This is a genomic window from Bacteroides sp. HF-4919, from assembly GCF_018860125.1.
Genome location: NZ_JAHKNF010000003.1, coordinates 179,913 through 201,620, shown reverse-complemented (window position 1 = coordinate 201,620; position 21,708 = coordinate 179,913). Strand labels below are relative to the sequence as shown.

The window sequence follows — 21,708 nt, the reverse complement described above, 5'->3', positions numbered from 1 at the left end:
ACCGGGAGGCTTTTTTCATCAGACTTGCCACCGAAGCATCATTCTGTCATCTGATGCAGGTGGAAATATTTCTTCATAAACAAGACATACACTACACTTAATACGATGATTGCTCCCATCAAATAGCAATAACCATTGCCGGGAATTAACAGATAGCCAACTATAATTACAGCTTGTGACATCATATAAATCAATGAGACCACCACATGTGGAATTTTCAATTCATTTGCCATCAACTGGTATAGATGCTTGCGATGCGGCAAACCAATATTTTCATGTAACATAAGCCGATGGATAATAGTCAGTACACTGTCTACTCCATACACCGCAAGCAAAACGATCCAACTGAAATTCTCTGTTCGAATTATTAGTTTGCCTACCAAAAAAAGAACAACGAAAGCAATACTGACCGATCCGACATCTCCGGCAAAGCATTTTGCTTTCTTGCGAAAATTGAAAAAATTAAATACCAATACCGCACAAAGCATAGTGTATATAAGATCCCCTTCCACAAAATGAACCATTTGCATATTGACAAAGGCTAAAGCAAGTAATACAATTAAAGAATAACCTCCTGTTATGCCATTAATCCCGTCCATAAAGTTATAAGCATTAATAATTCCCGTACAAACAATCAGGGCAACAAAGACCGTCCACCAAGGCAAACTGAACAATCCCCATTGATAGAACATTAAAGCCATTGCCGTAAAATGAAAGACTAAACGCAATCCTTGCGAGGTAGAACGGATATCATCCACAAAACTGATAAAAGTAATCAAGGTCAAGGCCAATATGAACCAGGGATATTCGAAATGGTTTGTCAGAAAATAAACCAACGCCCCCAAATAAAAGATAATTCCCCCACCCCGCAGCGTGATCCGGGTGTGCGAACTACGCTCGTTAGGTTTATCGATAATGTTACATTTATCAGCGATACGAAAATAAAGAAGTTCTACTAAGAATAGCAGAACTAAAATCATCAAATAATACATAAATTATTCATTCTTGTCTATTAAATGAAACCAAAACTGAAGCCCTAAAAAGACTAAAGCTGCCAATCCCATCAAAAGCCCTATTATCCAAAGAAGAATATCCACCACACTTTCTTCTATTCTATTCGAAAATTCTCTAAAACATTCATAGGTTTCCATCCAAGTTCTCGTACTGCCTTTTCATTACTAAAGGTCAAAGAGCTTGTGATTTTGCGAAGTTTCAAAGAATTAATCGGAGCTTTTGCTCCCAGACAGTCGCCCATTACAGCCATACTTTTAGCCAACCAATAAGGAATAGATATTGGTGCTTTTTTATTCAATTGTTTACACATTACCATCTCTAATTCACGAAAACTCGGCTGGTAACTATCACAAACATTATATATTCCACCCTTTTCTATTAACATAGGAAGAAGATTTGCAATATCCTGAACCATCAGAACACTCTTTCTTGCTTTTCCTCCTGCAATACTCAGATACTTATTAGTTTTAATCCCATGAATCATCGCTCCTAAATTTCCCGGAGGATTAGGTCCGGCAATCAATGAAGGACGGAGTATACTTAACTTTACATTATACATAGCACACCATCCTTCCAGGTATTTCTCAGCCTTAATCTTACTCAAAGCATAAGGAGTCGTTCCATTTAAAGGATGCTCTTCCGTGATATTCTCACCCGAATCACGACCATAAACGGCAACGGTACTAATAAAAATGAAAGCTTTAGGAATACCACTATTCTCTAAAGCAGTGCATAAGTTCTTGGTACCCTGAAGATTTACATCAAAAAAGAGTTGTTTCTCTTCTTCTGTTTTAGGAATAGAATGCGCTTTACCTGCAGCATGGAGTACAACATCGTACTTGATATTCAGTTTAGGAACATCCGACACTAAATTTATAGTATAGTTATCCCGAAGAGTCAGCCCTACAGTCCTAATTTGATATTTATCTTTCAGTAGAGAATAAAGATTGCTGCCTAAAAAGCCAGAAGCACCAGTAAAAAGAAGATTCATTTTAGATAATTCTACAATAATTTAAAGAAGTTAGTCTCTCAGAAATTTTCTATAAAAGACTAAACGTAAATAGTTAGGTAAAAGACGTATTACAAAGTGTATCGGTGTACTTTTTACTAATCCTCCCAAGGATATAAAATGCATCTTCCACATTTCACAATGAAACTTCAATTCATTAACAGCATATGTCCACCCTCCACGACGTTCCAACATAGCAGTCGAAAATCGAAAATAAAGAAGACTTTCTTGTATATTATAAAATTTAGCTCCACTATTCAACATCCTTACCCACAAGTAATAATCCTCCAAAAGAGGAAAATGTCGATAGCCACCTGCCGCCAATACTGCACTCTTTCTGAACATCACTACAGGATGATTTATAGGATTTCTCATTTGAGCAAATTTATATATATCTTTATGGTGTTCTGGAAGTCTACGAGTTGATATTACATTATTACAATTATTTTCAAACTCATCAACCCATGCTCCAACAACATCTACTTCTGGCATTTTCTGAAAAACATCTATTTGCTTTTCGAAGCGATTACGTTTTGCAATATCATCAGTATCCATACGAGCCACCAATTCAAACGTACAATGACTTAGTCCTTCATTCAAAGCCTTACCCAAACCTTGATTAGTTGACAATGTTATAACTTTTAATCTCGAAAATCGAATAGAAAAATTAGCTATTATCCGCTCTAAATCATCTGTTAAAGGTCCATCTTTAACTAAAACGATCTCGTCTGGTAGTAATGTTTGGTTAAAAATACTATCCAAACTTTGCTGAAAAAAAACAGGCTGTTCTTTTTTATAAACAGATAAAAGGACTGAATATTTCATAATATCGGATACCTATTGAGAGGAGCTTACTTTTTTATAAATGTCATACAAGCTTTTTTGTATTTTTTTTTCACTAAATATATTTCTTATAGCGTCAATATTAACTTTTACATTCATAGCTTTGTCAATTGATGCCACAAAAGCACTTTTATCTCCATACGGAAATACTGTATATCCACTCACATTTTGAAGATGGTCAACAATTCGAACTCTATTAGATACCAAAACAGGAGTACCACAGTTTAAAGCTTCTAACACTACGTACGAGAAAGCTTCATATCGAGATGGAACTACTAATAAAGATGCTTGAAAATACAATTTTAACAATTCACTATCCGACAATTTATTATGAATAATAAAATCATTACGCAAATTAGTAGAATCATTTGTAACACAATGTATTTCATATTTATTTTGAGGTAACTCTAACAAATAATCTGGAGATTTATTACTATCATTACGTCCCACAAATAATATCATATTCTTCTTTCTTTCTACTACGTTTACTGTGGAAGAGTTTCTAAAAAGCCAATTAGGTAATAGTACTGTAGATTTATTATAGCGAGAAAAAAAATTAAAATCTTCATGATTAATACACACTATTGTAGAAATCTTAAATAATAGAGGGCGTAATAATACATAAAAAAACAATCTACCCAAGATCGGCTTTTCCAATGCATTAAATGGATGAAAATGAGGAGTATAAACAACTTTTTTTCTAACATTCAGTGCAACTAAAAGACTTTGCCAGACTGTAAAATTAGCAAAACCATGCACGTGTACTATATCACAATTACTATCAATTATAGTTCGTTTCAATGATTTCTTTTTAAAAAAACGCTTATTAAAAATAGTTCTGTTTTCAATAGACTCTATAGAAGCCATTTGCACTTCCACCTCTGAAGAACAAAACATTTTACAAATATTATAACAATGTCTTTCAATTCCTCCAAAAGGACCCGCAGGATTTTCTGCTATCAGTAATATTTTCATTTTAATATTTTCTCATAAAGTTCAACAACTTCTTTCCAAGACTTTGGTATGCCATTTTGCAAATAATGAATATATTTTTGTTGATATTTGACAAGCTTACTATTATTTCCTTCTGTGATTTCTTTCAATATAACTTTAGGAGCTTCACTAGAAGATGTTTTAACATACATCGTTTTGAGTAATTGAGGAGTGCAAGAGCCTTCGTATGACACAACTAATGTCCCATTAGAGATAGCAGCAAGAAAAGAGCCTCTTCTTTCTGAAAGTCCATCAGGAAATGGCAAAAAAGTAACTTTAGATTCATTTAATAGAGAAGCAACCTCCTTATTCTCTCGATTATAGATTTGCTCAACCCTTGCATCTGCATATGTATTTAGCAATTTATCTATATATAACTTATGCTCTGGAAGAATTTGCCCTATTAAACATATTCTTGCATTTTCCCTGTTTTTCCTTAAATACAAAGCCGCCACAAAAAAATCTTCTAAACCTTTCTCTGGTCTCAAGAGCCCAAAATAGCATAAATCAATAGATCTACAATCCCAGTCTTTAATTACATTACAAGCCTCAATATTTGAGACTATTTTCACAACGCCCATCCTGTTAAGTGAAATTTTATAATATCTATGTGCGTACTCTTTTTCATATTCACTTGTCAAGATTACTTTATGCGATATAAAAAATAGTAAAGATGCTAATTGAGCCTTTAGAGTTCTTTGAGATAATTCATGCAATACGACTACCACCTTTTTATCGGTAAACAAAGAATAATAAATACAAAGCAACTGAGGCAATAGATTCCACCCATACCCTAAAGTAGGATATTGGATAACTATATGAGAGAATTGAAACTTACTAATATCCGACTTTTTCTGAAAAAATGTAGATATCTTCCAAACAGAAGAATTATACAGACTCCACTTATCTCTATCTGCAGCCTTTAAAAAGCATGCAGTATAATCACCGACTCCACATATATCAGGTGGGTAGGATCCTGTTATCATTAAATATTTATTCATTGAAATTAATTAATAAATGCCCAAAATGGAGTATATGGTATATATAAATCAGGATATATGCTTAATGCATTTACCAATTGCAAAAAACCATACAATCCAAGAACTAAGCAGAAAACAGTTTTTAGTCTTCCAGATGTATAAGAATATATTCGTGCTACAAGTACTATTTCAATCAGCGCAAAATAGGTTGTCAAGATTTGAAAAAAAGATCCAATAAAACATAGATAACCAATAAACCCAATGACATAAAGATTATAAAAAAAACAGGTCATTGGGTCTACCTTACTCTTTTTGAAAACATAAATATAAAAACTTAACAGTATACTCCTCTTAATAACTGCCAACGTTGTTGAAAGTAACAAGCTTCCCGTACTATAAGTCATTGCGGCATCTTCTGTATCAGAATAAACCAGCATTTTATCTACAATGGGATTATTGATAATAGTAGATAACAGCTTTCCTGCATATTCCATCATTTTAATAGGAAGTTGAAATACGCCTATTAAGAGAGCTAGAATTAAGAAAAAGATTGTTCTCTGTAAAGAAAATATTTTCCGAGAAACGAAAACTGAAACAATATTTACTAATGCCGAACGATGAAAAGCAAATGCCAGCCCCCAATATATAGTATACCATTTCTTTTTATTTTGATATATAAAATAAAACATCCAAAGCACAAAGACCAATGACATCATTCTTCTATTAGAACCCATAAAATGAGATATCATAAAGTTGGTATAGAAGAAGAATAATGATAAATTTGGATATGGAGATATTTTGTTTAATAGCTTAGATAGCAAAAAAATAGTTATACCAGAATTAATTAAAAGAAAGAGTACATAATTATCAGTGAATACCCTTATTATTGCATTAAAGAATAGATACCCAACATCAAATGAATTGGCCATCAATAAAAAACTCAAATCAATTTTGATTTCCTGAAAAAGTAACAAATATGAATTCCAGTCCGTTCCAGTCTCCCATCTACATCCAATAACAAGAAATAGTATAAATGAAGAAAGTAAAAAACTAAACTTTTTATAATAGGAAAATTTTTGAGAAGATTCTAACACAACAAAAAGCCATAAGTATAACAACAAAAATAAATACAAATGACCATTTTCTAAAATTAAATTTATTCCAGACAAAATTTATCAAAAAGCTTTAAGAAGATACGTAAAAAAGCACAAAACATTATGCCATTACAATACTAATAAATATTATTATCTAAATATTTATCATCTAAAAGATGTATTTGAGATTCCAAACGAGAATATGGATGTAACAAACGAATAAGCAGGAAATAGCGTTCATAGCCCAAGATAGAAAATAACATTTTCATAAACAGATTAAAATATTTCAACTTTTTTTCAGCATTAGGGAAATTCTGTTTGGTAAGTTTATCTAAATTCGATTTAGTTGTCACTATTAATTTTTTTTTAGCTAATAATGAATAAAATACACCATTTATAAGAAAAGGATTATCATCTTTCATTCCCTTAGAAACCATCGATCGATATAACCGACGATGAACACTAGTAACAACATTACCATTACTATAAAAGCCATAGCTATATTGTAAAGAAATAAAACAGTCAAAGAATTTCACATTTTCTATTATAGCTTTCCCATACATAAAAAGTATTTTTTCAATATCACTATATTTTTTTATATTTAAAATATTTTTTTGAACAGTTCCACCTTTCTTCAACTCTTTATAATCATATCCAGAGTAATGTACAAAAATCACCCGATCTTTCCTATCTTTATTACAACGTGACCTTACATACAACTGATTATCTTCTTCAAAAATTTCACGCTCATAAAAATTCCATGGAGCGATATTCATCCCCAAGTTAAAAGATATCTTCAATTCTTGTGGAGAGAAAAAAGAAGGGAGAAAGTCCATCCACTTTTGATCAGTATACAAGAAATTATAACTGTCTATATAACAATCATTGCGAAGTCTAGCATGCCACCACTTAAGCATTTGTAGAGCTGAAGCACTACGTTTAAGTCCGCAAAATCCAAGATTATACATTCCGCAACTATGCCAAATATTTTCAGGAGAATCACTTAAGCCTTTATCTAATATTTGAGTTATATGGGGTGTTAGTAATATGTTACATTCATCCAACATTTTAAAAATTTGTCCAATACTACTGTAGAAATATATATCTGGATCTAAATATATTATCTTATCAAAATTTGTATTTTCAAATAAATATAAAAAAGAGGCAGGCTTTATGGATGTACAGAATTCCGTTAAATTATATTTAAAACTCATTTCATGCCATGTACCAACATCTAAACCCAAACATTCTTTAGCGATTAATACATTAGCAGGAAGTTTACTCCTTAAATCTTCGGAAACTTCATCTGCAACAATAATATAAAACGATAAATCACCATAATACTTACGTATAGAAGACTCTAGTATTAAAGCCAAACCAATATAATTTTTAGCAACTATAGTAAAGGCACAATTTTTCATTTGAATATCTTATTTTAAAATTACTAGCTACTCATTCTATCATTATCCATTTTTGGGGATAATAATCTTTAGTTTCTATATCTTTTATAAAACATTTAGGGTGAAGAACTATTCCATTAGAATAAGGAGAAAGCCAAGCCGCCCACCAACTGAATGTGCTATTAGCATTAATATGATGCCTACATTCAGACATCAAATACATATCTCGCCAAGAGTCTTTCCCCTTATTACAATCTACATAATACATATTCTCTGTTCCAAAAGTTTTCATACACCAATTTATATCATTAGAGAAAATATAAAAATTAGGCTCTAAAATTTTTTCTTTAAGATATAGAATTGCTTTCTCATAGTAATCTATTGTACAAACTCCATTAAATTGATAATAAGGGTCAGAAGGTTTATCTAAATAATCTCCTCTCCGAATGTGAATAGACACACTATTATTGTCTAAAAATATTTTATTAAACCACTCTGTAAAATACGGAGAATTTGTAACTTCTGGAAATTTAAAAACCTTTTTTACCTCAAACTCAATATCTTTAAAATATTTTTCACTATGCCACCCTCCCCAATAAAAACTTATAAAGTTAGAACTAGGTTTTAATAGTTCCTCTCGATAATCATAATTTTTAGGTTCATAGATCATTCTTATACCCACCAATGAAAACAATCTATTAACTATCCTTTTATTAAAAATATATCCATAAAAGTAGCTAATAATCTTATCTAAATAATTTCTATTTAGCTCTATCCCAAAAACTCGTTTTAATTCTGCCCCATTATGTACATTAGTTGATTTAGGATCAAATATAACATGGCAATTCAAATTATCTTTTTTTTTTGCTAAATAAAAGGCATATTGAGACATTTGATTGCCCAAACCATTAAAAATAACAACAATATCCATTATACATTTATTTTATTTCTATATTGTTTGTATGATTACTTATACCTAACCGCTGGACAAGTACAGTTTTTACTAATCTCTTTTCCGAATCATTAATACCTATAAAATAAGCCGAGATAGCAAGAAATACCAATGAAGTTATTGAAGATAATATCAACCGAACGAAAGACTCTTCTTTTATTATATACCTTACACAATAGACTACGCAAAATGTTATTATACCAACTAAAAGCATAGGTATAACAACTGAGCAAAAAAAGCGTCCAAACGGAAAATTCATTTCCATTTTAATGCATATACAACTCATAATAAACAAAAGTATTTCTAATCCAAATGCAAGTTGCATACAAACAATAATATCCATACCACGCTCACAACAAAAATAACAAATAGGTAAATACATAAAACTAAGGAAACTCCCCCCTAACTGCAAATTCCGGATACGCCCCATTGCTAAATAAATAGGAGAAAAAGCACTGGCAATCGAATGTATAAAACATATTACTATGCCCCAACAGACAAATTCTTGAGTATATGCAGGAAACGATTTTAACCATATAGTAAGTATATAATGTGATTCTAACAAAAATGGAATCATCATAACAAGAATAAGATAACCTTGGGCCTTTGCCGAAACGAAAGTTAAATTAATACTACGTTCAATATTACCTTGACTATAAGATTTTGTTATTTGAGGTGATATTGCAATTCCTATATTTGAGGCAAAACTATTGAAGACAGACATCACCTGCATACTAATGCCACGTGCTGCATTAAGTGACAAATTATAGAAAATATTAATTATAATATTCATGCCTTGATCTTTTAAGATACCCGCTGCCGTTCCAATACCCATCCATATAGAAAAAGAAGTCATTTGTTTAGAAATATTCTTATTTAAAATAAAATGGTATTTCGATTCCTTAAAATGAAAATTACAATATATCCCATAAATAATACGAGACATAACACTTACCAGAACTAAAAGAAAAGCATAAACACATAATCTATCGAATGTGACACTAGACAATGATAAAACTACAACAACTTTAGCAACAGATTCTAACACACTCATTACAGCATAAAAGTCCATGCGTTCATGAGCTATAATAATAGCTTGATATGGTACTACAAGAAGATTCATTGAAAAAACAAATAAAGAACAATAAAAAACAAAGTAAGCCGCTTTTATTCTATCTGGAGGTATATTAAGATATCTACTTATAAAATACGATCCCAAAATAAATCCAATTACAAATACAACTATTGCTATAATAATAAGCAAGTTAATTATTGTAGATATTGTTTCCTTCAACTTATCTGGATCACCTACGCCTATTTCATACATAATAAAACGAGCGGCTGTACCTGAAAAAGCTCCTGTCAAAATAGACAACGTAGAAACAAAGCCTCCCACCAAAGAATATAAACCAAAGTCATCTACCCCCAGCACCTCCAGCACTACTCGACTAGTATATAAACCAATAGCCATGGCGAAAAATAACCGTATATATAAATATATGGTATTTTTTAATATACGTCTATTATTTACCGAGTTGTTTAACATCTCAAAAGGACATAAAATTGTTAATGTTTTAAATTAACATTTTTCAAGTGTAGACCAGAATTGTCTTCTTTTAATTATCAATCTTATTTTATTTACAATTTTATTTGGCATAATTGAGAGCAACACATATGCCAAAAGAGAAAGTGTAGATGCTCTACCCTTTATTTGTTTAATTAAAGGATGATTCGTTTTTATCAATGCAGGATATAATTTTTCTTTAAAATCTTTCCGTTGGTCAATAGGTATATACGAATAGTCTTTATACATTCTATTTACTACATCTTTAAAATCCTGTCTTAAAGGAGAATCCATGAAAAAGTAATCAGCTATAAAGCCAAAAGCACTGATATCCAAGGCATCTCTCGCTATACCGCCGCCCCAAATATTACTTGTTCCCATTACTGCTTGAATATAAGATTGCTTACGGTACATTAATTTATGACCATTCAACAAATATTTCCAAAAATAAAATTCAAAAGCATAACAAGATCCTATAAACACAGGGTCCATCTCTACACTTTTCACAGCTTCTGTTTTAAATATTACAGCACTGATAAAACTGCCCAATGGCAATATACTATTGCATAAAGCAAAGTAGTTTCTTGCCTCAATTTCCTTAGAAAAATCAACAATTAATTGTTCTTTTTCCCTTAAATAGTCAACATGACATATAAATTCACGTCTAGTGTTTACAATATCTACATCGGAAATAAAAAAATCTATTTGTGGATTTTCATTCAACATATTTAGCAGATACTTCAAACCTCCTGCTTGAAAATAATCATCATCTCCTTTCAATATAGAATACTGCCCTGAAGACATAGATAAAACTTTGATAAAATTTCTATCTGCCCCTATATTTGTTTCATTATGATTAACTAAAATCTTAAATTGAGGAAAATCAGAATGAAGTTTTTCTAATTCTTCTTTTGTATTATCCGTAGAAGCATTATTAGAAATGCAAACTTCAATTTGGCTTTCCACTCCTAAATCTATAGCTTGTTTAAACAAATCATGCAACGTATCAATTAGAAAAAAGCAACGATTGTATGTGGGGATACAAATTGATATAGTCATAATATATGTTGTATTAAACTTTAATAAGTATCCTATTACTTGGATAAATATTGATTTTTCATGTCACAGTTTTAATAAATAATCCAAGATTTCGCTACATTCTATCTTAATATTAAACAGCTTTAAAGCAGATAATAAAACTAATAATGGATATTTATTAAATAAATAGGCAATCAAATGTAAATCAATGAATACGCAAAAAATAATTCATCGTTTATTGAATTTTTCTAATCCTTCTTGTAAAGAAATAGCAGGTCTCCATTGTGGCAGGCATTGGTAATGTTCCATTGGTTCCATCACTTCACGATTTTTATAAGCTCTCTTTCCTAAGTTAACTTTTATATTGCACTTCAATATATCAGAAAATAATTCTATAAGTTCTTTTAGACGTATTTTTTCACCTGTATACACACCGTATATCTCATTTTCAATTAGACGATCTGAGTAAAGTAGTTCACAAGCTTGTAAATAGGCAGAACAAACATCTGAAATATAAACCATATCAAGATACTGTTCACCTGGTGAAACATCAATACTACGTTCTGTATCTGCTATTTCTTTCAATAAATTAAGTAATTTCGGACGTTTATCATCTTCTCCATAGACATCATATAACCTTAAAGTTATTACTCTAATCCCAAAAGCATCTACATAATATTTTAATATTTTCTCAAAAGCTTCTTTAGTAGCCGCATATAAGTCAACAGGATTATATTCATCTGAATTGTAATTTTGCCAATAAGTACCAGTATTAATAAATAGGCGAGTAGTACTATACTGCATAGCCTCTAAAATTTGTGTTCCAAACAAAATATTACTCTGTATAAGAGCCGGTATTTGTTCGGATTTACAATTTGTGTATACAGCGGCTGCCAAATGAAATACTACAGTAGGATTAGCTCTTTTAAAAAAAGAAATTAATTCTATTATATTTTCAGTATATATAAAAATATTTATCCTATCAATTATTCTCTCAATATTCTTATAATTAGAGTTTTCTCGAAGTATGATAAAAATTTCCCACTCCCTATCAAGCAGATAATGTACTAAGTGAGAACCAATGTAGCCTGTTGCTCCCGTTATAACGCAAGTCCGTTTCACTTTTTAGTATATAGCTCTATTTGATTTACACAAATACTGTAGACACTTTCTTCTTGATAACGTTTGTACCAGTCTACGGTCAATGCTACTGTCTGATTTATATCCATTCTGGATTCCCACCCCAACATAAATTTTGCTTTAGAAATATCCAACATTAATAGTTTAGCTTCATGCAAGGTATTGGGATCGGATAAGTCTCGCAATTGACCACTCCCATAGTTTTCCACCACTTTAGTAGCCACATCCCATACTGTGGAAATAGATTCTGCTCTTGGGCCAAAATTCCAACCTTCACAATATTTTATAGGCTCTTTCCACATCCTTAGGGCAAGAAGCATATAACCGCTTAAGGGTTCAAGTACATGCTGCCATGGACGAATCGCTTTAGAACTCCTAATCTCTATTTCTTTGCCGGCTTCTAAAGCCTTAATACAGTCTGGAATAATACGATCTAATGCCCAATCACCACCACCAATCACATTACCTGCACGTACACTGGCAATGCTTTTACCATGCTTCTCATATTGCTCGGGATGGAAAAAAGAGCGACGCCAAGAGGCTATCGCTATTTCAGCTGCCCCTTTACTACTTGAATAAGGATCATAACCTCCCATCGGTTCATTTTCCCGATATCCCCAAATTTGCTCTTTATTCTCATAACATTTATCAGTGGTAATCATCACCCCCACTTTTACACTATCGGTTACACGGATAGCTTCAAGGACATTAATTGTTCCCATAACATTGGTTTCGTACGTCTCAACCGGAATATCATAACTAAGCCGTACTAGTGGTTGGGCTGCTAAATGGAAAACAAGTTCAGGCTCGTATTCTTTAAAAATGGCTTTCATACGTCCCCCATCACGAATATCAGCACGGATATCAGCTTTTATGTTCTTTCCTATGTCGGAAAGAACATAATTATCTCGCTCTGTGAATGGTTCTAAGCCCACACCTATCACCTCAGCACCCAATTCGTGCAGCCAAATCGAAAGCCATGAACCTTTGAAACCGGTATGACCAGTAACAAGTACTCGTTTACCTTTATAGAAGTTATTAAATATATCTATACTCATATTCCTACCATACTTTCCAGGGAGCTTTCCCATTATCCCACATGTCATTTAATTCTGTATTATCTCTGAGTGTATCCATTGGCTTCCAGAAACCAGTATGTCTAAAAGCATGCATCTTACCGTCTTTAGAGATAGACTCCAATGGTTGACGTTCAAATATCGTAGAATCACCGTCCTTTATATAGTCAAATACTTCTGGTTCGCAAACAAAGTAACCGGCATTAACCCAGTTACGATCTCCGTCAGGTTTTTCTTGAAAAGAAAGTACTTTATCCGTAGCCAAATCTATTTGCAGAGCACCAAATTTTCCTCCTGGTTTATAAGCTGTTAGAGAAAGGATTCCTCCTGCAGCTTCGTGTGACTGAATTGTATCAGTTATATTCAGATCAGCCACCCCATCCCCATAAGTTAATAAAAAGCGTTCATTTCCAATATATTTTTGAACTCGTTTGATACGACCACCAGTCATCGTATTTAAACCCGTATCAACCATAGTCACTTTCCAGTTCTCTGAATGATTATCATGAATAGTTGTAGTATTATTAGACAGATCAACTGTCATATCGCAATTGTGCCGAAAGTAATTAGCAAAGTATTCTTTGATTACATATTGTTTGTAGCCACAGCAAATAACAAATTCATTGATTCCATAATGACTATAAATTTTCATTATATGCCAAAGGATGGGTTTACCACCAATTTCTACCATCGGCTTAGGAATCAAATTGGTTGCTTCACTCAAGCGAGAGCCAAAGCCACCGGCAAGAATTACAGCTTTCATTTGTTACAAAATTCTTTTATGGTTGTAACCATATGATCTAACATTTCCTTCGTCATTCCCGGATATACTCCTATCCAAAGAGTATTGTTCATCACAAAGTCAGTTCCTTTCAATTCACCAACTACCCGATATCCTTCTCCTTTTTTGCGCATTTCATCAAAGGCTGGGTGCTTCAACAGATTTCCAGCAAATAGATTACGGGTTTGTATTTTTTTACTTTCTAAATGGACAGCTAAATCATTACGAGTAAACCCGGCATCTTCTTTTACCGAAATAAGGAATCCGAACCAACTGGGATTAGAGTTTTTTTGAGGTTCCGGCAGAATGATATTTCTTGTTCCTGTAAGTCCTTCTTTAAGATAAGTAAAGTTATGACGACGTGCCTCCACAATATCATCCAATTTATCCAGCTGTGCACAACCGATCGCTGCTTGCATATCTGTTACCTTCAGATTATATCCGAAATGAGAGTATACATATTTATGATCGTAGCCAAGTGGTAATTCACCGAACTGCTTACTAAAACGATATTTACAGGTATTATCTACTCCACCGACACACCAACAGTCACGCCCCCAATCGCGGAATGAATTAACCAACTTGTGGAGTAAAGGATCATTAGTATAAACAGCACCACCCTCTCCCATAGTCATGTGGTGTGGAGGATAGAAACTACTGGTACCAATGTGACCAATTGTGCCTGTTTTCTTTTCTACTCCATCAATCATATAAGTAGAACCAAGTGCATCGCAATTATCTTCTACCAACCAAAGATTGTATTTATCACAGAATGTCTTGACAACTTGCAAATTAAATGGATTTCCCAAAGAATGAGCAATCATAACTGCTTTTGTTTTTGACGATAAAGCTGCTTCTAACTGTTCTATATCAATATTGTATTCAGGAATAGTAACATCCACAAAAACAGGAATAGCACCATATTGAATACAAGGTGTTACTGTCGTAGGGAATCCGCAAGCAACCGTAATCACTTCATCACCACGTTTTACTCTACGTTCCCCCAACTGAGGAGAAGTCAAAGCCATAAATGCAAGTAAATTAGCAGAAGAACCGGAATTAGTAAGTGAACAGTAATCTACCCCTAACCATTTAGCAAAACGGACTTCAAATTTATGTGCCCACGGACCGGCAGTCAGCCAGAAGTCAAGGGACGAGTCAACCAGGTTCACCAATTCGCGGTCATCGAAATAGCGACCGCCGTAGTTGACAAAACTTTTACCGGGTTCGAAGGAGGGGGAGGACCCGTGAACCTCTTTGTAGTATTCCCGAGTTAAATCGAGAATTTGTTGCTTGAGTGTTTCTTTCTTACTCATATAATGTATTGTTTATATCAAACTGTAGTTCTATGCTATGTAACAGAGGATGCGTGTAGTCTTTACCACTCAATATAACCTGGTCTTGTGGTATCTTCCAGGCGATATTCAAATCCGGATCATTCCAGGCAATCGCCCCTTCAGCTTCTGGATGATAGAAATTATCACACTTGTATTGGAAGATGACCTCTCCGCTCAGCACACTAAAACCATGTGCGAAGCCACGCGGAATAAAAAACTGACGGTGATTGTCTTCTGTCAATTCAACCGAAACATGTTTTCCAAATGTGGGAGAACCTTTGCGGATATCGACAGCCACATCAAGAACTGCACCCTTGATTACCCGTACCAGTTTGCTTTGGGCAAAAGGAGGTTTCTGAAAATGGAGACCGCGAATGACCCCGTAGCTCGATTTGGATTCATTGTCCTGAACAAAAGTCGTTTGACATACCTTTGATTCGAACTCCCCCTGATTGAAGGATTCAAAAAAGTAGCCACGGTCATCCTGAAACAGACGGGGCTCAAGGATAACAAGACCTTCGATTGATGTTTTTATTATATTCATCGGAATAAAAATTCTACTTTATGGATAATTCATCGATAACTTTCAACAGATATTGCCCATATTGATTCTTCAGCATCGGACCTGCCAATGCTTTCATCTTTTCAGGAGAAATCCAGCCTTGCCTCAGGGCTATGCCTTCCAAACAGGCCACTTTCAATCCCTGACGTTTTTCAATAACCTCAATAAATGTACTTGCTTCGGACAAAGAATCATGAGTGCCTGTATCCAACCAGGCGAACCCCCGTCCTAAAAGCTGGACCTTCAGTTCCCGATCGGACAGGAACCGTTGATTGACCGTTGTGATTTCCAATTCTCCACGAGGGGAAGGCTGAATACTCTTGGCTACTTCCACCACCTTATTGGGATAAAAATAAAGACCCACAACGGCATAATTGGACTTAGGGACCTCAGGTTTCTCTTCGATGCTGAGAACATTCCCGGCCCTGTCAAACTCAGCTACACCATAGCGTTCGGGATCACTTACCCAATAACCAAAAACAGTTGCTTTGTTCTCCGATTCGGCTGTATGGACTGCTTCACGCAGCATACGGGTAAAACTTTGCCCATAAAAGATATTATCACCAAGAACCAGACATACAGAATCATTGCCTATAAACTTCTCACCAATAATAAATGCCTGTGCCAAGCCGTCGGGAGAAGGTTGCTCGGCGTACTCAAAACGTACTCCAAAGTCAGAACCGTCACCCAGCAAACGTTGAAAGCCGGGTAAATCGTATGGAGTGGAGATAATCAATATTTCACGAATCCCTGCCAACATGAGTACAGAGATAGGATAATAGATCATCGGCTTATCAAATATCGGAAGCAACTGCTTACTGACTCCTTTCGTTATCGGATATAAGCGAGTGCCCGAACCACCAGCCAAAACAATACCTTTCATGATAATAGATTACAGATCAAATATTAATCAATAGAACTATTTGGATACTGATTTTCCTCTATCATCTTCAGCATATCTACAGCCTCCTGTTCATCTATCGATAAAGTTTTATTATCCCAATAATCTATAATTGCATGAGCTTCCTTTGCCAACTCTTCCTCAAAAACTTCTCCATAACAATATGTCAAAAGCTGACACTTGAGCAAAGAAGACGGGAGAGACTCTAACACAAGCAAGGAACGATCCAGAATAACCTGTTTCTTAGATTCCTTGTCGCCATAATCATAGATTGTTGCATTGTAGCCCATCAAGAGAACCAGGCAAAGTCGTGCTTCTTCTTCCGGATTTTCTCCTTTCAAAGCAAACAAAGCATCAGATTTTTGAAGCACTTCAGTGTTTAATTGACGGAAACTGTCGGTATAGATAGGAGAACCGTCAGCGCCCAAATACAATAATTCGTGAGCCACATGTTGCAGCTCATGAATCTGGGTCATAAGAGTATTCATTTTATATGATAAAATATTACTGATTACGGTGCGAGAATGCGAAGGTAGCTTTTAGGAACCTTGACACTGGCAGATAAAACGCCACGAATACGGATAGTGACATAAGTACGATTAGAAAGACTGGCCAGTTCACCTTCAACTCCACAAAAATCTCCCTTGATAACTTGTACTTTGGTGCCAACTGCGAAACAATCATCGTTGAGGATAACAGCAGCAGGGTCGAGATTCATGACAAACATAAAATCTTTCATCTGCTTATCGGGAACAATAAGCATACTCTTAGTGTCAAAATCACGCATATAGAAAAGACGAACCCCGTATTCGTTGGCAATAGCACAAGCAAACTCTTTGGTAGCATGTACAAAAATAAGATTACGAATGACAGGAACTTCTACACGACGCCGGCGATATTTCAATTGACGAATGACAAATTGGGTCGGCAAAAAGTACTCGACACCTATTTTCTCTAATGCGTCACGAGTAGTAAGCTCCTGATCCTTACGGGTACGGGCAGCGAACCAATATTCTTGTTGTTGAGACATTTAGAAGGATATATTCCTGAGTGATTTACTTAAGTCCGGGTATGCTTCGCAGTTGGGTGAGACTCTTTTTCTCAGCCAAACTGCAAGATTTTTTATGACTTATTTTAGGTGGAAACGAACGGATTCAATCAATTGATGTTTCAAAAAACGTTCGTCTTTTGAAACATCAATTATGGAGATAAAAGACCACATGCAAAATAAGTAAAAAGCTGTTTTTATTATCAGATTATTATCTGATAATCAGCATATAAAGAAGTATATTTACTTTTTCATCTAAAAATATTTTGCACATCAAAATTTAGTTCATACCTTTGTGCTATTAAACGAACGTCTTTTGAAACACATTCACTGCTGAATATCAGTTAATTACAAAAGAATTTATTCTTTTTGTTCTTTTTACGCTTACCACATAACATACTGATAATAAATAAATTACCTAACAAAATAAAATCTTCATTATTCCATCTATAGAGGTTTAGAAATTATATACTCCCAAAAGCATTCTGTCACATTGTATTTTGAGTAGCCTCAGGAATCCCTTATTTACGGACCACTGACTAAGTTGTTATAAAAAACACCGGGATTCCATTTTCACCAATATCATATCTCCACCAAATAAATCAGATCACCAGTCACAAGTTCAATAAACATGTGCTAATTTCAATCAGTAAGCAACGGCAACGGCATCCTATACCTCCAAAATAACATTCAGGAATGATTCATATTGACCTATGCTACAGAAGAGAATTCTATAGTTTTTGTTCAATAAATGAAACCGTTAGGCAAAAAGTAGGAGAATTTTCAATAAAAATGAATTTCGTAACTATACGAAGTTAACTTCGTATTTTCTTATAACTAACTTCTTCTTCACAAGAAGTTAATGTTTTGCAAAGACGAAGTTAACATCGTATGAAGAGTACACGTATGAAGAAACGAATTAAAGGCAAGTTTATGCTCCATCACTTGCTATTTCATCACTTTCTCAAGACAACAGAGTTTTTAAAACAAGAAAAAAGCAGACTTAAAGATACCAGAATCTCTATTTTACTATCAGAATAACAGAAGAGGCAAACTTAATGAGGAATAGAAAAGGAAGTCGACAAGAGATAAAGTATTTACCTCCCGTCGACTAATAATGATTTTATGATCGTGATACTTGGAATCCCTTATCCGACAGCGTCATTTCAACGAAGCGTGCACGAGGATTCGGAGCGTTTTCTGTCAGTATCTTACGAATACGAACAGCAGCTTGCGGATCTTTCGCTACCATATATAGGTACCCGCCACCACCGGCTCCTGGCAATTTATATCCCAAAGTATAATCTTTTATCAGATCGATAATTGCCTCCACAGCCGGAGGATTCGTTCCGCTATCCAATGCTTTGTTTTGTTCCCAGGTTTTTCCTACCAAACGGCCAAACTCAACAAAACTTCCACGCTGTATAGCTTCATTCATATCCAATGCATGTGCCTTCATTTCCGAGAGCAAATTGAGATGCAACGATGAATTGAGGAACATGGAACTGACTATTTCTGCCAAGATTCCTTTTGCCGTACGAGTTATGCCGGTATAATAAAGCAAGTGACAGTCTTTATATTCAGGATGCGTAAATAAATGATCGGGCAGCCAACGCACCAATGGGCTTTGAGCAAAGCCCGCCTCGGTCTGAAGAAGCTTCACACCCTGCAACACACCTCCATACTGATCCTGCCATCCACCACCGGTAGTCAACAATTGTTCAAGAACAAGGGTGCGTTGACAAATCTCATTCTTATCCCAGACTAAACCACAGAAATCGTTAATGGCACCAAGTACGGTAGAAGCTAAAATAGAACTTGTACCCAAGCCGGAACCTGCCGGAATAGCCGCCAATAAAGTCACTTCAATACCTGCACCGAAATCTTTAAGCTGTTCCTCCAATGAAGCATAAGATACAGCAGAAAACGCAGGTGCAAAGCCTGCCAACGATAGAGCGGCTTTCGGTATAGAGAATGGTGAACCGATCTTCTTATAATCCTGCAATTCATCAAACGTAGATACTATTTCCATGGCACCCATATCGATAGAACGCAGGACGATATGGAAGTCTTTGCACGGCTTCACATAAACCTGTAAGGGAGGTTGTCCGTTCAACTCAATGGCCAGATTCACAACGTTTCCTCCCGAATAAAGTGAATAAGGAGGAGTGTCGGTCCACCCTCCTGCCATATCGATACGTACAGGACTGCGTCCCCAAACAATCTGATCGGAATATACATCCAGTTTTGGTTCACTCTTGCGGTTGCTGATCTCGCCCAACAATCCATCGCGCAGCAGATCAAAAGCAGCCTGTTCTTCCGGACGATAGTCTTTCCCGTCTAATTTCAAAATACGCGCACGCAACATCCGGTTATGGATTCGTGACATCTGCAGAGCATCCTCAGGCAATAACTCAGGCATATCCAAACCAAGACGTACAAAATCTTCGGCCGCATCGGCCAGATCGAGCTGATAAAAAACACTTTTTTCATGATTAACGGCCAATGCTTTCCAGTTTCCTTTCCGAAACTCTTCACGCTGTGCATACAAACGTTTCAGATTGGCACCTGCCGAAATCTCGTCTGCAGAGAAACGTTCGGAACGTAACCAAATGCTCTTTCCCTCTTCCAACTCAGGCTCGGCCAACATCCACCTCAACACCAATCCCAATTCTTCAGCAGAGTTAACCAAAGGAAATACAGAAGCAGCCTGCAAGTCGTCCGTACGTCCTTTCAAATCTGTATATGAAAGACCACGTTTCGCCATCCATTCACCAAAAGGAATACCCGTCAGGATTGTTTTAGAATCTCTCAAATCTCCTTTGAAGACATCGTCCAGACCGTATGGACGGGCAACAAAGCCCTTATCTCCCATCGGAACCACATCTACACACACTCCGGCAGGAACAGTCAATGTCCAGTCATTTTCCGGAACCCCGGTAATAATATGTCGTGAAGCAATCTTCCACTTTGGTCCGATATGACTGTTCTCGATCCATAAATCAGCATTCTCGGCACAAAGAGGTATCCGCACTACAGCATTTTGGACAAACATAGCCGGATTGGGTTTTACTTTACGGTGCATGATACGACGCTGATCGTAAACCTTATTCTGTACGGAAAGAGTTGAAGAAATCAGTTCTTTACTGGTCCCGTAATGATAGAACTCTCCTCCCGGCAAAGGCAGAATAGCAACGGATAGCGTATTGACCTCTTCGTCTTCAATACGGGGATGAGTTCCCAAAGCTAATCCAAAATCAGAATAAAGATCATAATACTTTAGTTCTTCAGAGCTTTCTTTATGAGAACGTTTCATCAAGATTTCTACGGCACGGTCACTCAAAAGCCATATACCTATGTCCATCAGGAACAAATGGGTCTTCGATAAAGATTCCAATTCTGCCAACGAAGGCTTCTGAAGCATAAAGTCGAGTTGTTCGGGATGTTTGCGATCGGAAGCAAACACACCATGATGGGTAGCCAGAGACGGATCTACCCACAGTCCATAACAAACTACATCCGCTTCGGGAATAGTCTGCAAAGGTTTCTCCGAACGAATATAGACATCACCACTCGCAATCAGTGTATGGAGTTTATCCGGAGCCAAAGACATGATTTTTTCATATAAGGGAAGTTGCAGAGAAAGCAGATTTTGTCCCAGATGTTGCCCTCTCTCCCACCGGAACACAGGAACCGGAGTGAGAATCTTTCCAGAAGGTGCATAGCCGGGTAAACGGCGGCTTTGCCCACCCGCATGAAGAAGAATTCTTTTTTCTTTTTCAAGCCACTCTCCAAAAGTAGCGCCATCTGAATATTCATTATAACATTCTTCAAGCAGCCAGGATGTTCCACCACCGGAACCAAGTTTCTTACCTACCGGGTCGGAAGTACAAAACCAATCGGTACGGTTCACCCTCTCCAGTTCATGAAAAGACTGAACCAGATTGGGCGGTAAAGATAGTAGTTTTTGCATATT

19 protein-coding genes are annotated in these 21,708 nt (G+C 35.4%); all 19 read right to left on the bottom strand.

All coding sequences use genetic code 11. The features are described 5' to 3' along the window. Window positions 1-38: 38 nt before the first annotated feature. Entirely contained in the window at window positions 39-992 is a 954-nt protein-coding gene (locus tag KO473_RS06925; RefSeq protein WP_005820481.1) for a glycosyltransferase family 4 protein, read from the bottom strand. A gap of 116 nt (window positions 993-1,108) precedes the next feature. Continuing rightward, entirely contained in the window at window positions 1,109-2,005 is an 897-nt protein-coding gene (locus KO473_RS06920; RefSeq protein WP_005820483.1) for an NAD(P)-dependent oxidoreductase, read from the bottom strand. 30 nt (window positions 2,006-2,035) lie between these two features. Continuing rightward, on the bottom strand, window positions 2,036-2,848 hold the full coding sequence (locus KO473_RS06915) for a glycosyltransferase (RefSeq protein WP_005820486.1): 813 nt from the start codon (window positions 2,846-2,848) through the stop codon (window positions 2,036-2,038). Window positions 2,849-2,860: 12 nt separating this feature from the next. Beyond that, complete coding sequence (locus tag KO473_RS06910) at window positions 2,861-3,841, bottom strand: glycosyltransferase family 4 protein (RefSeq protein ID WP_005820487.1); 981 nt, start codon at window positions 3,839-3,841, stop codon at window positions 2,861-2,863. After that, window positions 3,838-4,860: a glycosyltransferase family 1 protein gene (locus KO473_RS06905; protein WP_050550834.1), complete on the bottom strand. Its 1,023-nt coding sequence runs from the start codon at window positions 4,858-4,860 to the stop codon at window positions 3,838-3,840. The genes KO473_RS06910 and KO473_RS06905 overlap by 4 nt, the downstream gene beginning before the upstream one ends. Before the next feature lie 5 nt (window positions 4,861-4,865). After that, window positions 4,866-6,008, bottom strand: a complete 1,143-nt coding sequence (locus KO473_RS06900) for an EpsG family protein (protein ID WP_005820491.1) — start codon at window positions 6,006-6,008, stop codon at window positions 4,866-4,868. 62 nt (window positions 6,009-6,070) lie between these two features. Beyond that, window positions 6,071-7,354, bottom strand: a complete 1,284-nt coding sequence (locus KO473_RS06895; protein ID WP_005820493.1) for a hypothetical protein — start codon at window positions 7,352-7,354, stop codon at window positions 6,071-6,073. Between the two features lie 31 nt (window positions 7,355-7,385). Then, complete coding sequence (locus KO473_RS06890; RefSeq protein WP_005820495.1) at window positions 7,386-8,264, bottom strand: alpha-1,2-fucosyltransferase; 879 nt, start codon at window positions 8,262-8,264, stop codon at window positions 7,386-7,388. A 7-nt stretch (window positions 8,265-8,271) separates the two neighbouring features. Continuing rightward, window positions 8,272-9,831: a lipopolysaccharide biosynthesis protein gene (locus KO473_RS06885; RefSeq protein ID WP_005820497.1), complete on the bottom strand. Its 1,560-nt coding sequence runs from the start codon at window positions 9,829-9,831 to the stop codon at window positions 8,272-8,274. Between the two features lie 33 nt (window positions 9,832-9,864). After that, on the bottom strand, window positions 9,865-10,908 hold the full coding sequence (locus KO473_RS06880) for a glycosyltransferase family 2 protein (protein ID WP_005820499.1): 1,044 nt from the start codon (window positions 10,906-10,908) through the stop codon (window positions 9,865-9,867). Window positions 10,909-11,115: 207 nt separating this feature from the next. Further along, window positions 11,116-12,009, bottom strand: coding sequence for an NAD(P)-dependent oxidoreductase (locus KO473_RS06875; protein WP_005820500.1), 894 nt, complete (start codon window positions 12,007-12,009; stop codon window positions 11,116-11,118). After that, on the bottom strand, window positions 12,006-13,085 hold the full coding sequence (gene rfbG / locus KO473_RS06870; RefSeq protein ID WP_032537489.1) for a CDP-glucose 4,6-dehydratase: 1,080 nt from the start codon (window positions 13,083-13,085) through the stop codon (window positions 12,006-12,008). Before rfbG ends, KO473_RS06875 begins: the two co-directional genes overlap by 4 nt. Before the next feature lie 4 nt (window positions 13,086-13,089). Continuing rightward, window positions 13,090-13,866 carry a glucose-1-phosphate cytidylyltransferase gene (rfbF, locus tag KO473_RS06865; RefSeq protein ID WP_005820502.1) on the bottom strand — a complete coding sequence of 259 codons (777 nt, stop codon included), beginning with the start codon at window positions 13,864-13,866 and terminating at the stop codon, window positions 13,090-13,092. Next, the gene (gene rfbH, locus KO473_RS06860) at window positions 13,863-15,200 is read right to left on the bottom strand and encodes a lipopolysaccharide biosynthesis protein RfbH (protein ID WP_005820503.1); all 1,338 of its coding nucleotides are present in this window, start codon (window positions 15,198-15,200) and stop codon (window positions 13,863-13,865) included. The genes rfbF and rfbH overlap by 4 nt, the downstream gene beginning before the upstream one ends. After that, complete coding sequence (rfbC, locus tag KO473_RS06855) at window positions 15,193-15,765, bottom strand: dTDP-4-dehydrorhamnose 3,5-epimerase (protein WP_005820504.1); 573 nt, start codon at window positions 15,763-15,765, stop codon at window positions 15,193-15,195. The genes rfbH and rfbC overlap by 8 nt, the downstream gene beginning before the upstream one ends. Before the next feature lie 13 nt (window positions 15,766-15,778). Continuing rightward, the gene (gene rfbA, locus KO473_RS06850; protein ID WP_005820506.1) at window positions 15,779-16,666 is read right to left on the bottom strand and encodes a glucose-1-phosphate thymidylyltransferase RfbA; all 888 of its coding nucleotides are present in this window, start codon (window positions 16,664-16,666) and stop codon (window positions 15,779-15,781) included. A gap of 23 nt (window positions 16,667-16,689) precedes the next feature. Beyond that, window positions 16,690-17,160: a UpxZ family transcription anti-terminator antagonist gene (locus KO473_RS06845; RefSeq protein ID WP_005820508.1), complete on the bottom strand. Its 471-nt coding sequence runs from the start codon at window positions 17,158-17,160 to the stop codon at window positions 16,690-16,692. A 35-nt stretch (window positions 17,161-17,195) separates the two neighbouring features. Then, window positions 17,196-17,714, bottom strand: coding sequence for a capsular polysaccharide transcription antiterminator UpeY (upeY, locus tag KO473_RS06840; protein ID WP_005778177.1), 519 nt, complete (start codon window positions 17,712-17,714; stop codon window positions 17,196-17,198). Window positions 17,715-18,855: 1,141 nt separating this feature from the next. Beyond that, the gene (locus KO473_RS06835; protein ID WP_005820511.1) at window positions 18,856-21,705 is read right to left on the bottom strand and encodes a bifunctional fucokinase/fucose-1-phosphate guanylyltransferase; all 2,850 of its coding nucleotides are present in this window, start codon (window positions 21,703-21,705) and stop codon (window positions 18,856-18,858) included. Between the last annotated feature and the right edge of the window lie 3 nt (window positions 21,706-21,708).